The 12,488-nt window shown below is 44.1% G+C and carries 13 protein-coding genes; 5 read left to right on the plus strand and 8 right to left on the minus strand.

The window, feature by feature from the left end; translation table 11 throughout:
* Positions 1–32: 32 nt before the first annotated feature.
* Positions 33–1,073: a (R,R)-butanediol dehydrogenase gene (bdhA, locus tag SB658_RS18245; protein ID WP_003234015.1), complete on the minus strand. Its 1,041-nt coding sequence runs from the start codon at positions 1,071–1,073 to the stop codon at positions 33–35.
* 437 nt (positions 1,074–1,510) lie between these two features.
* On the opposite strand from bdhA, the gene walM reads away from it, so the two are divergent.
* Both walM and SB658_RS18255 read left to right on the plus strand, forming a co-directional pair.
* The gene (gene walM / locus SB658_RS18250; protein WP_003234013.1) at positions 1,511–1,882 is read left to right on the plus strand and encodes a cell wall metabolism protein WalM; all 372 of its coding nucleotides are present in this window, start codon (positions 1,511–1,513) and stop codon (positions 1,880–1,882) included.
* 65 nt (positions 1,883–1,947) lie between these two features.
* Positions 1,948–2,994, plus strand: a complete 1,047-nt coding sequence (locus tag SB658_RS18255) for a PD40 domain-containing protein (RefSeq protein ID WP_108029174.1) — start codon at positions 1,948–1,950, stop codon at positions 2,992–2,994.
* 33 nt (positions 2,995–3,027) lie between these two features.
* On the opposite strand, the gene SB658_RS18260 is transcribed toward SB658_RS18255, so the two are convergent.
* From SB658_RS18260 to SB658_RS18290, 7 genes are all read right to left on the minus strand, one after another.
* On the minus strand, positions 3,028–3,186 hold the full coding sequence (locus tag SB658_RS18260) for a hypothetical protein (protein ID WP_003234009.1): 159 nt from the start codon (positions 3,184–3,186) through the stop codon (positions 3,028–3,030).
* Between the two features lie 196 nt (positions 3,187–3,382).
* Positions 3,383–3,592, minus strand: coding sequence for a cold-shock protein (locus tag SB658_RS18265; RefSeq protein WP_003234008.1), 210 nt, complete (start codon positions 3,590–3,592; stop codon positions 3,383–3,385).
* 82 nt (positions 3,593–3,674) lie between these two features.
* A complete protein-coding gene (locus tag SB658_RS18270) occupies positions 3,675–4,490 on the minus strand; it encodes an alpha/beta fold hydrolase (protein WP_003244040.1) in 816 nt (271 codons plus the stop codon).
* Between the two features lie 12 nt (positions 4,491–4,502).
* Positions 4,503–5,492, minus strand: coding sequence for a DUF4003 domain-containing protein (locus SB658_RS18275; protein ID WP_120363282.1), 990 nt, complete (start codon positions 5,490–5,492; stop codon positions 4,503–4,505).
* Between the two features lie 97 nt (positions 5,493–5,589).
* Positions 5,590–7,131 carry an outer spore coat copper-dependent laccase CotA gene (gene cotA, locus SB658_RS18280; RefSeq protein ID WP_003243170.1) on the minus strand — a complete coding sequence of 514 codons (1,542 nt, stop codon included), beginning with the start codon at positions 7,129–7,131 and terminating at the stop codon, positions 5,590–5,592.
* 151 nt (positions 7,132–7,282) lie between these two features.
* Complete coding sequence (gabP, locus tag SB658_RS18285) at positions 7,283–8,692, minus strand: GABA permease (protein WP_003233998.1); 1,410 nt, start codon at positions 8,690–8,692, stop codon at positions 7,283–7,285.
* Positions 8,693–8,729: 37 nt separating this feature from the next.
* Positions 8,730–9,017, minus strand: a complete 288-nt coding sequence (locus SB658_RS18290) for a hypothetical protein (RefSeq protein WP_032677453.1) — start codon at positions 9,015–9,017, stop codon at positions 8,730–8,732.
* A gap of 73 nt (positions 9,018–9,090) precedes the next feature.
* On the opposite strand from SB658_RS18290, the gene mneS reads away from it, so the two are divergent.
* From mneS to SB658_RS18305, 3 genes are all read left to right on the plus strand, one after another.
* The gene (mneS, locus tag SB658_RS18295) at positions 9,091–9,963 is read left to right on the plus strand and encodes a manganese transporter MneS (protein ID WP_015382984.1); all 873 of its coding nucleotides are present in this window, start codon (positions 9,091–9,093) and stop codon (positions 9,961–9,963) included.
* A gap of 349 nt (positions 9,964–10,312) precedes the next feature.
* A complete protein-coding gene (locus SB658_RS18300) occupies positions 10,313–11,275 on the plus strand; it encodes an AAA family ATPase (RefSeq protein ID WP_120363284.1) in 963 nt (320 codons plus the stop codon).
* The gene (locus SB658_RS18305; protein WP_003243539.1) at positions 11,275–12,471 is read left to right on the plus strand and encodes a DUF58 domain-containing protein; all 1,197 of its coding nucleotides are present in this window, start codon (positions 11,275–11,277) and stop codon (positions 12,469–12,471) included. Before SB658_RS18300 ends, SB658_RS18305 begins: the two co-directional genes overlap by 1 nt.
* Positions 12,472–12,488: the final 17 nt, after the last annotated feature.

Here is a 12,488-nt window from a genome sequence, read left to right on the forward strand (position 1 = left end):
GCACCCGAGTGCGGATTCTTTTTGGTTTCAAATTAGTTAGGTCTAACAAGGATTTTGACTTGGCTTTTCTCTTTAATAAGAGCCCCGAAGCCTTCCTCGATCAAATCATCTAGTACGATTTTTTTCGTTACGAGTTTGTCGGCTGAGAAATAGCCTTCTTTCATTAATGACAATACAGCCGGGAAGATGTCGCGGTATCCGATAATTCCTTTTACTGTACGTTCTTTGATTACGATATCGTTCGGATGGATTTCAGCACCTTTTTCCCAAATACTGACGATGACGGTTTCACCGGCGATTGTAGTGGACTGGATGGCTTGTCGTAACACCACTGGGACACCAGTGACTTCAAATGCTACGTCAACACCGCCTCCTGTACGTTCTGCAATCTCAGCGACTACATCGTCTGTTTTAGACGGATCAACGATGATCGCGCCAAGCTCCTCAGCTTTTTGCTGGCGTTCAGGAGAAAGCTCAACAGCGTAAATATCGGTTGCACCGGCAGCCTTCAGCGCTTCAATGACAAGAAGTCCGATCGGGCCGCAGCCGAATACAGCCGCTTTGTCGCCTGCTTTGAGTTTGCTTGAGCGGACAGCGTATAGAGCAACTGCAGAAGGTTCAACGAGCGCGCCTTGTTCATATGATAATTCATCAGGAAGTTTGAACAAAAGCTCTTCATCTACAGAGACGTATTCAGAGAAACCGCCGCCTCCGCCGGCTAAGCCGAGGAATCCCATTTGTTCATCAAGGTTGTAGGCGCCTTGGTGGCCGTGTGTAGCAAAAATCGGCTCGACTACGACGCGGTCTCCAACTTTATAATTTTCAACGCCTTCTCCGACTTCGACAACTTCACCGGAGAATTCATGCCCCATTGTGACAGGTGCCGTTTCATTTGTTAATGGGTGCGGTTTGTCAACCGGAATAAAGATCGGGCCGCCTAGATATTCGTGTAAATCACTTCCGCAGATGCCGCACCATTTGACTTTGATCTTTACTTTTCCCGGCTCCGTTTTTGGCTCTTCGATATGTTCAATACGGATATCCTTTTGGTTATGCCATCTTGCTGCCTTCATGGATTACCACTCCTATAACTTTTGATGTGAGTAATTCCGCACCGGTCAATATGAACTGTTCACAAAATCGCCATTTTTAAAACCAAAAAAGAAATGAAATTTTTATATAATATAATCTACGTTTTTTTGAAAAAAGAAACTTTGAAGAAAAAAGGGTCTCGCACACTCTTTTTTCTTTATATGAGAGTATCAATCGTTTACATAGCTATGAATTTGGTTTGAACAATACGGTAATGGTTCGTTCATATTGAATGCGACAACTACTCTATCAATAATTATAACGCTAATACTGCTATTATAATAGGATAATCTTCCATGGTTTATTTTAGCAGAGGTAACTTTTTTGACTTTGTAACATTACTGTAAGGATATTGAAATAAAAAATAGCTGGTTGATCGTGTATAATCTTCCTAGATGTTAACAAACAGGGGGACGAAATGTTGAAGAAAGTCATTTTAGCCGCTTTTATCTTAGTAGGAAGTACTTTGGGAGCTTTTAGTTTTTCATCAGATGCCAGTGCGAAACATGTGAACGGAAATATTACTTGGTATAATGGAGTCGGGAAAAAAGGCTCTTCAGGTAAGAAACTTGGACATTGGGATTGTGCGACCAAAATCGGATTTGATGTTCCTAGAAACGGGACAAAAATCAGAGCTTATGCAAAAGCGAAGCCTAAAAAGGTGATTACGGTTTATAAAAATGATGTTGGCAGAATGCCTAATGCAGTGCTGGATGTTAGCCCTAAAGCGTTTAAAGCGCTTGGATATCCATTAAGCAAAGGTAAAGTAGCGGGGCATTACAGCTATTAGTGTACATATATAATCTGGAAAGCAAGAAGTGACATTCTTGCTTTTTCTATTGGTGGAGATAAAAGATGAAAAAAAGAATCATATTATTGTTAGCAGTGATAATAGCGGCAGCTGCCGCGGGGGTTGCGTTTTATTTTACAAAGGATAAAGGCCATGAGAAGGCTGCTGATGTTTCAGTCAATACCGATAGCGGTGATGAGCTGCTGGTTTCAATTACAGATACGGATCTGCTGACAAAGTATTATGAAAATGACAAGGTGATCCATGAGGAGAAGCTGACCAGCTATCCGGCATTTGCCTTGGATCAAAAACAGCAGGTGCTCTATTATACGGGCAATAATGAACAGAATGAAATGAGGCTTTTTAAACTGGATCTAAAGTCTAATAAAAAGACGGTGCTTTATAAAGGCGCGGAGAGTGCGGACAGTTTGTTTTTATCAAAGGACCGTTCAACCATCTATTTCCGCTTAGGAAAAGCGGACGAAAGCAATTTTCGGATCGCCGCTTTTGATCTGAAAACGAAAAAGTACAAAAATCTTTATCCTGCCGCTAATGATCAGGATAACACCGTCAGCAGCTTCTTTTATAACCAAAAAAACGATTCATTTGCATTGCTTCATTATTCTGTAGAAGAAGACTACAAGAAAACAGATGAAGCAAACGAAAAGGGCATCGACCCTGAACCGACAACGATTCATTTTGCGGAAGGCCGCCAAAATAATTTTAATGAGCTGAAAAGCCTGAACCAATTTATCAGCGATATTGCTGTTTCTGATGATGATAAACGTATTTTATTCACATCATATACGCAAAAAGGAACGGAGCAAACCGCTTCTATTCAAATGCTCAATGCGGATACGAAAAAATATGAAGGCATCATCTCAAATCAAAAATCATTTAAGCTGTTAATTGACGCACAGCCTCAGTTTTCTAAGGATGGGAAGAACATTTATTTTCTTGCCGAAGCCAAGGGGGCTAAAAAGCTGAAGGACGAAACAGGGCGTGAAGCTAAGGTGCGGACGATTTATTCCTATAGCCTTGAAAATAAGACCTTCAAAAAAGTATGGGAAAATCCGAACGGCATCATCAACAGCTTTTCTGTGATTAACTAATAAAAACCACTCGGCTTGGGCTGAGTGGTTTTTTTAATGGATGAGGTGCAGGGCTAATGATCCGAGCCATTTAAAGATATGAATCAGAGGGACCGACAAAAACAGAAGTTCAACATAGAAGTTCATTGCAACATCCAGCTTTTTGAACGCAGCTCTTTTTTTCAAGTCTTTTTGCTGCTGGTTTGGGATCACGTTATCGCTCCTCTTATATCCATATTACACCATTAAAACAGACGAAAAAGCCCTAAACGTTTACAGTTTTGGGCTTCTTTCTTCGTATTTGGCCTCTTGCAATGAGAGGTTTTTATTCTGAAATATAGAATTTTGTCTCCGTTCGGGGTTTGTTTGCTTATTGCTTGCAGGAGTCTGCATTTGTTATAGGGAAGAACTAGCTTGTTTTCGTTTGGCTGTTGTTTTGGAGATTCACTAATGAACGGATGCCGTCGACCATTTTACTTCCGCACAAAGGGCACAATGGCGTATCACTGCTGGCGAAGTTTTTTCGGGTCCAGCCATTACAGTCTTCTTTTGTGCATTCCCAAGTACTCACATCTTCTTTTGGCAGCGGTTCTTGATTTCGTTTGTTATAGTAAGACATAAAGTCACTTCTTCCCTCATGTATTTTACTGCACATTTCCTATTGTCTCATACTTTTCCCTAATCTCCTAATTCCTTTTTCTTTATGACTTTCCAATAACCCCATCTAAAAAGGAGAGGAGTGTGCTGTTAAAAGCATCTGGCTCTTCTAAAAACGGGCAATGGCTGCTTTTAGGAAAGGTAACGAGTGTCGCGTTTGGAATATTGCTGCGCAAGTGTTCCCCAGCTGCTGTAGAGAAAAATTTCTTGTCTTCCCCGAAGCACAGCAATGCCGGCACATTGATGTTTTGGAGGGTGCCCCGGTAATCAGCGGCCGTTTGGTTAAATAAAATCGTGCTAGAAATGGCAGCCGGCTGTTTGAGGATTTCTGCCAGCATCCATTCTGTTTCGGTCTCGGCAGGCGGTTCTGCGAACATATTCTGGATGAAGCTTTCGTAGAAAGGCAGCGGGTCAGTTTGAATGGCGTGCATCGCTGTTTTTAAGCCGTCAAAATCAAATGGACCATGTTCCCAGCCCTCCCATTGATAGTCCGAAGCGGATTGATCGATGATCACAGCGGCTTGAATGTTATCATTCCCAAACTGATTGAGATAATCCCATACGACAAAAGCACCCATTGACCAGCCGGCAAGAACGACATGATCAAGCTCCATTGCATTTAGAAATTCCCTTATGTCACGGGCATATTGGGAAATGGTGTGGCCGTGAAGCACTTTGTCAGATTCGCCGTGTCCTCTAAGATCAAGACGAATACATTGATAATTGGCAGAAAGCACCGAAAATTGTTTGTGGAAAAATTGTCCGCTCATCAGCACCCCATGTATAAACAGGATCGGCGTCCCGCTCCCGTGTGTTTCATAGTAAAGGCGTGTCTGATCTTCTAATATGATGTATGGCATGTTTCTCCTCCTTTAGTTTCCATCATGAGTATGGCTGGCTGCTGTTGAGCTGATGATGGCAGCTGTCGCGGCTGCCTGCTGTGCTTGAATGACTGTTTCGATAGCGGTGTATAGTCCTGATTCCATCAGCAGATTTTTCTCCATATGCTCACTGAGATAGAGGCTGACAGCAATTTTAAAGTTCATTTCCTTTTGCCATTTAAAAGCTTTTTCCTGGTTTAATTCGTCAGTGATGCACAAAACGGTTTTGATATCTGGCTCTTCCAGAAATGTGAGGAGAGCAAGGTCTGGATAATGATAATCCTTTGGTTTTTTGACAGATTCAGTGATCGATTGATATATCTGTTTGCAAGCGGAAACAAGCATTTCGGGCTCTTTTTCACTTTGTAAGGCCAGAATATGGCTGACCTGATGTAAGTACTGTCCTTTTTTAAAGCCGTTGGCTGCCAGCAGCTGATAGCATGTTTCCACCTTCTGTAGCGCCTGCAAACCTTTTCCGTTTTCTCCAAGCAGTATGGCAAGCGGAACATTCTGAGTTGAAGTGAGGAAATAATGATTTTTCTTCATCTGCTGATAAACTGCTAGCCCCATGTTCATCTGTTCTTTTTGGTTTGTCGTTTCAGATTTTCCGGTGAGCAAGATCAGAGCGGAAAGGTATGTGAACATATCCCGCTTATATCCTAGCTTCACCATTTCATTGTATACATCGATAAAAGTATGAAATGTTTGTTTTGCCTCATGCTGAAAATGAATGTCCAGAATAGATGCAACAGTAAAGCGGTGGTGTGAAATGAGTGTTGAGAAGCTGCCGATGTTTGATTTGATATAGCTGCTCAAATCATAAAAGCGCTGAAAATCAAACTCTCTTTTATTCACAATATATGCAGAAGAAATGAGCATTAATATCTGATCGTGTGAAACTTTCCATTTTAATTTTGATTTTAATTCAGCATAAATGGAAATGTATTGCTTTATTTTTTCATGTAGGTCGTGTGTCAGCATAAAAAGCAGCTCCTTTTGCTGTTTTTACGTAATACGATAAATAGGGCCAAAGGTTCCATAAAGAAAAAACTTGCCTGCTAGAGGCAAGTTTGTCGGATTATTTATGGGGATCTGTTATATCCATCGGTCTCATCATGTCATAGTCTTCATGCTCTAGAATATGGCAATGCCATACGTATCGTCCGCTGTACGGACCGAATGTCGCCGCGATTCTCAGGACTTCACCTGCATGCGCTTGAATGGTGTCTTTCCAGCCCTTTTCACTTGGCGGCGGCGGGACAGCCGGACCGGTATAGGACAATTCCCCGCTTTCTTGATAACGGGCGATATCAAACGGCCGCCGGTCTAATACACGGAAGGAGACTAGATGCAGGTGGATCGGATGTGTTCCGCGTGTCGGGTTGATAATGGACCATATTTCAGTTGTGCCGACTTTTGGTGTTTCTGTGACGGGATCGTGCCAGCGTTTGTTATTAAGCAGAAGGACGGGTCTGCCGTATTCGTCCTGGGTGCCTGCCAGTTTTAACGTTCTGATGTTTTGTATTCTTTCATGCTGTACCGAAGGGTATGAGGCGAGGTACTTCGGCTTTCTGCTTTCGTCTTTTTGTGCCAATGGTTTTGTGACTCTGAATTGCATGATATTCGCATCTGTTTCAGGATTGACGTCACCGCCGCAGCCCGCGCTGTTTGCCAAAATGATCGATTCTCCTTCATATGCTGTGAAGTCAATGATGATATCGTAACGTTCAGCAGGCGCAAGGCTGAAAGAATTCAGTTTAACAGATCGCGGCAGGAGCCCTCCATCTGAACCAATCTGAATAAAATCTCCGCCATTATCGAGTGACAGGTTATAGGTTCTTGTATTGGAGGCGTTGATGACACGGAATCGGTATTTCCTTGGCTCGACTTCCAAGTATGGCCATACCTTCCCGTTGACGAGTATGGTTTCTCCGCAAAAAGCTGGAACGATTGAAGGATTAGGCAGTGACGGAGAAGGGTTTTCCGGTGCGCTCGGATAAAACAAAGAACCATCCTCATTGATCGTGCGGTCTGTGATAAGAAGCGGCACATCGTATTCGTCTGAAGGCAGTTTTAAGCGTTTTTCCTTTGGGTCATGAATGATATATGCACCGACAAGTCCGGCATAGACATTTAGCCTGGTGAGCGCCATGGCGTGATCGTGATACCACAATATAGCCCCGCGCTGCTGGTTTGGATAATGATAAACCTCTCTTTTGAAATAAGGTCCTGTTTGTTCAAAGTCTTTGGAAAACCAAGCCTCCGGATACCCGTCACTATCATCTGGCGTGACGCCGCCGTGTAAATGAACAACAGTCTTTACCTCGGGCTCTTCATGCTGGCTGTCACTGTGATGAATGGTGTGATCAATCGGAAGGAAATGCGTGGAAGGAAGGTTATTCATCCATTTTACATATACGTTTTCATTTCTTTTAACCTCAATGGTCGGTCCCGGAAATAAGCCGTTGTAGCCCCACAGGCGGGTTGGAGGGAGATCGCGATGGAGCTGATGGGTGCATTCCTCCATGGTGACTTCGTAGTATGTTTTTTCTTTTGATTGCTGTACTGGCTTTAGTGTATCTGGGATTGGGAGAGCATCCACAAATTTTTCAAGTGTCATTTTCATCTGTCCTTATCTAAATTTTCCAAATTGGTACTATAGTTAATGACAATAAGGACGTGATGGTTACAAAAAATCTTCGTGCTGCAGCCCGCCCGAAGAAGAAAATAACAAAATCCTAAACGGCAGGCCGTTTAGGATTTGATCAGCATTAAGGCAGGATATCGGGCTGCTGCTGTGTAACTGGGTTGGCAGCCGCTTTCTCGCTCACCTTGCGTTTTCTGAACACAAGGTAAGAAATCAGAACGATTCCCGTGATGACGCCTGTCAGCAGCAGCTCGTCTCTCATGGAATCAATAAACGCCATGGACACTAAAATTCCGCAAATGGCGATGATGGTCAAGTAGGTTAGGAAAGGGAAGAGCCACATTTTGATCTTCAATGCTTCTGGGTTTGTTTTTTCGAGTTTTTTCCGCATTTTCAGCTGGGAAACGGCGATGACAAGATAGACGAGTAAAGCGATTGCGCCTGATGAGTTGACTAAGAATAAAAAGACGGTATCCGGTGAAAAATAGTTCATTACGACCGCGATATAAGAGAAAAATGTCCCGGCCACAATGGCTTGTACGGGAACGCCTTTTTTGCTCAATTTCATAAAACGGCGCGGCGCTTCATTTCTTTCTGCAAGTGAATACAGCATTCTGGATGTGGTATACAAACCTGAATTCAGGCAAGAGAGTACGGCTGTGAGGACGATAAAGTTCATAATCTGTGCGGCTGCCGGCACTCCTATATGCTCAAGTACAGCGACGAAAGGGCTTTCTAAAATATTTGCTGAATTCCATGGCAACAGCGCCACGACAATGGCGATTGAGCCCACGTAAAAGACGATGATGCGCCATACAACGGATCTGGTGGCTTTTGTCACAGATTCGATCGGGTTGGATGTTTCCCCTGCTGCAATGGCAACGATTTCAGTTCCCATAAAAGAGAAGATGACAACGACAATGCCGAGCAATACGGAGCTGATGCCCTCCGGGAAAAATCCGCCTTTGCCTGTAAGATTCGAAAAACCGACTGGCTCACTGCCCGGTGCAAAGCCAAAAATAAAGGCAAAACCAACGATTAGAAAAGCAATGATAGTCACAACTTTAATGAGGGAGAACCAATATTCAAACTCACCGAAAGACTTAACGGAGTAGACGTTTGTCAGGGTGAGCACAATGGTCAAGATCAAACTTGTCAGCCACAGCGGAATATCATGGAACCAGTATTGAATAATGCCAGCACCGGCAATGGCTTCGATCGCTATGACGATCACCCAGAAAAACCAGTACAGCCAGCCGATTGTAAATCCTGCCCACGGTCCGATGGCGTCGTGAGCGTATTGAGAAAACGATCCGCTCGTCGGGTTTACGGCAGACATCTCACCGAGCATTCTCATAATAAAAATCACCAATAATCCGGCTAACGCGTAAGAAACAACGGCACCCGGACCGGTCGAGTGAATCACTGAACCGCTGCCTACAAATAGGCCGGCTCCGATTACACCGGCAATCGAAATCATTGTCATATGGCGGGTCTTTAATTCCTTTTTTAATCCTGATTGAGACTGGTTCATAAGTTACCTCCTTTTAAAATGCAATCATTACTGAATATTATGATAATTGAAACTCTATCATAAATATACAGTTTGTCGAAAATTCGTGTAAGAAAATATACCAGCTTATTTCAAATTTGTAGTGTTTTGTTTGCGCTTTCAGCGAATGTGTGGAAAAAATGTTTCGTTTTTTATTTGCTGTGTGATTTTGTGTACTATTTACAATTCGATAGAATGCGAGAAGCGCTGGTGTCATTGGATCTGATGGACTTTTTGGCGGAGCAAATAAATTGGCTGAGAGAAAAAGTGTTCCATCGTCACTATTTTTCTGTGGCGGGTGAATCATGTTTCTGTAGACCCACTGCGGTTCAGCTTTGTAAGATAATAATAGGAAAATGTGAGCGGAGAGGAGGTTTTGTATGGAGAGATATGATGAACTGAAAAAGGGAGAATCCGGGGCGCTGGTCAGCATTGCCGCGTATCTTGTTCTTTCCGCAATTAAACTGATCATCGGTTATCTTTTTCACTCGGAAGCACTTACGGCAGACGGGTTAAATAACACAACTGACATTATTGCTTCTGTTGCTGTGCTGATTGGCCTGCGCATCTCTCAAAAGCCTCCTGACGAAGATCATCCATACGGCCACTTTCGAGCGGAAACGATTGCATCGCTTATCGCATCGTTTATTATGATGGTTGTCGGACTGCAAGTGCTGTTCAGCGCCGGAGAATCTATTTTTTCTGCTAAACAAGAGACGCCAGATATGATTGCGGCTTGGACGGCAGCGGGCGGGGCAGTCCTGATGCTGATCGTTTACCGGTACAATAAAAGGCTGGCCAAAAAGGTGAAGAGCCAGGCGCTCCTTGCTGCGGCTGCTGATAATAAATCAGACGCATTTGTCAGTATCGGCACATTTATCGGCATTGTAGCTGCTCAATTCCATCTTGCTTGGATTGATACGGTCACTGCGTTTGTGATCGGTCTGCTTATTTGCAAGACCGCATGGGATATTTTTAAAGAGTCATCTCACTCTTTGACAGATGGATTCGACATAAAGGACATTTCCGCTTATAAACAGACAATCGAAAAAATCTCCGGTGTGAGCCGTTTAAAAGACATAAAAGCAAGATACTTGGGCAGTACGGTTCATGTTGATGTGGTGGTTGAGGTATCGGCAGATTTAAATATTACGGAAAGCCACGATATAGCCAATGAAATTGAGCGGAGAATGAAGGAGGAGCATGCGATTGATTATTCGCATGTTCATATGGAGCCTTTAGAACACAAATAATTGAGCTTCCTGCCACAGGAAGCTTCAGCGTGTCGACAAACCCTCGCATTCGTTGTCAGGTCTGCGCTTCGGTGCTCACGAATTAGAACATTCGCTCCGCTCCTATGCTCGTCCTTCCTAGACTTCAAGGGTTTTCAATCACGCTGAAAAGATGACAAAACCCTAAAATGAAAGCCATTTTAGGATTTTGTCAACAATCTGGAGCTTCCTGCCACAGGAAGCTTTTTTGTGTGTTTTGGCCAGCTTTATTGGTAACAATTTGCTAGAATCGTTTTTTTATACAGATTGCTTTTTGTGGTAAAGTTAGGTTACATTATGATGAATTTTGTAGATGATTAGGAGGAAAAGAATGGCATATCAAGAAGACCTGCATCCTTTGCTGGGGAAAGCAGTTGAACATATTAATAGAGTAATGGTTGGAAAACGAGACATCGCCATACTCAGCTTAGCAGCCCTTCTTGCCAAAGGGCATGTACTGCTTGAGGATGTACCCGGAGTCGGAAAAACGATGATGGTCCGCGCGCTGGCAAAGTCAATCGGCGCTGATTTCAAAAGAATCCAATTCACTCCTGATTTGCTGCCATCTGATGTAACAGGGGTATCTATCTATAATGCGAAAACGATGGAATTTGAATATCGTCCCGGCCCAATTATGGGAAATATCGTGCTGGCCGATGAAATCAACCGTACCTCTCCGAAGACACAGTCGGCTTTGCTCGAAGCGATGGAAGAGGGAAGCGTCACGGTAGATGGCCATACGATGCAGCTTGCCGCTCCTTTTTTTGTGATGGCAACGCAAAACCCGGTCGAATATGAAGGGACCTATCCTTTGCCGGAAGCTCAGCTTGACCGTTTTTTATTCAAACTTCGGATGGGTTATCCGTCCTTTAATGAAGAGCTTGACGTCTTATCTCTTCAGGAAAAAAGCCATCCGATTGAGACGCTTGAGCCGGTTATTGCAAAAGAAGACTTCATCTTTTTACAGAGGGAAGTGCAAAATGTCCGTGCTGATGACAGCATTAAGGAATATATCGTTGAAATTGTGCAGAAAACGAGACAGCATCCTTCTGTTCAATTAGGCGTCAGTCCGCGCGGCTCAATCGCCCTCATGAAAGCGGCACAGGCATACGCGCTGCTGCATCATCGCGACTATGTCATACCGGATGATATTCAATATTTAGCTCCTTTCACGCTGCCGCACCGGATGATGCTTCATCCTGAGGCAAAATTTGAAGGGATTCAGGCAGAAGCGATCGTAAGGGAGATCATGTCAGCTGTGAAGGTGCCGGTTCAAAGGTCGGCGGTCCGCTGATGAATAAGAAATGGCAATGGCTCGTATATGGTTGGAAGCTGATTATATTAACTTTATTGACGGCTGCTGTTTTTTCTTATGCGATGTTTCAGGGCGGCTTTGTCAGCTGGTTTTTGTTTTACGCGTTTCTCCCTTTTGTCTTGTATGCCGGGCTGTTGGCCTTGTATCCGCTCCGTTCTTTTCAGGCTTCAAGGCAAATGGATAAAACACAATTGCATGCGGGGGACAGGCTGGGCGTAACGGTTACGCTGAGAAGAAAGCTGCCATTTCCGCTGATGTATATGGTGATTGAAGATTGCCTGCCAGAAGGTATCGAGTCATTAAATCGAGACGGAGCCGCGGCCAAACGGCTCGTTTTTCCTTGGTTTAAACGGAGCATGACGATGTCGTATGAATTAGCTCGGGTACCGCGCGGAGAGCATCACTTTCATTCTGTCAGGGTGCGAACCGGGGATGTTCTTGGCTTGATTGAAAAAACAGCATTTTTTGAGCTGGATGATACCTTGTTTGTTTATCCATTCTATCAGCGTTTTTCCTATCAGGTGAATGAGAGGCATCAGGAAGACGGTGTAAGCGGTTCTTCTCCTATTCATCAGCACCATTCCTCAGTCGCAGCAAGTGTGCGGAATTATCAGCCGGGAGACCGGTTTGCTGCGTTAGATTGGAAGACATCTGCACGGCGGAGCCAGCTGATGACGAAGGAATTTGAGCCTTCTCGCAGCAAAAATCTGTTTCTGCTGATGGACCGTTTTTCCTCAGACGCATTCGAAGAGGTCGTTTCAGTGACAGCTTCGATTCTTCATTCTGTTTTAAAAAACGGCGCGGGTGCTGGTCTGGCTTCCATCGGGAAGGAAAAAAACATTTTCCCTATTCAGGAAGGGGATCAGCATTTTAAGCACATGCTTCGGCATTTAGCCATCGCTCATTGTGATGCGGCAGACCCGATAAGCCGATATGCACGGGAAGAGCTGGGAAAGCCATCTGTTCGCCAAGCTGATCAAGTTGTTGTCACGGGACAGTTAACGGAAGATATGCTGCACCTCGCAGAAATAGGAGGCGGCCGGGTTACGGTGATACTGGCAAAAGAGAAAGATGCTGAGCTCTCTCAAGCTGAAAATGTCATGATTGAACGCATGATGAAACGCCAAATCAGAGTTCGGATCATGAGGGGCGGGCGAGTTTCGCGTGTTGTTTAGAAAGAGAGGTGACTGGT

This window comes from Bacillus sp. SIMBA_008, assembly GCF_046535495.1.
In the GTDB taxonomy this organism is placed as follows: Bacteria; Bacillota; Bacilli; order Bacillales; family Bacillaceae; genus Bacillus; species Bacillus subtilis.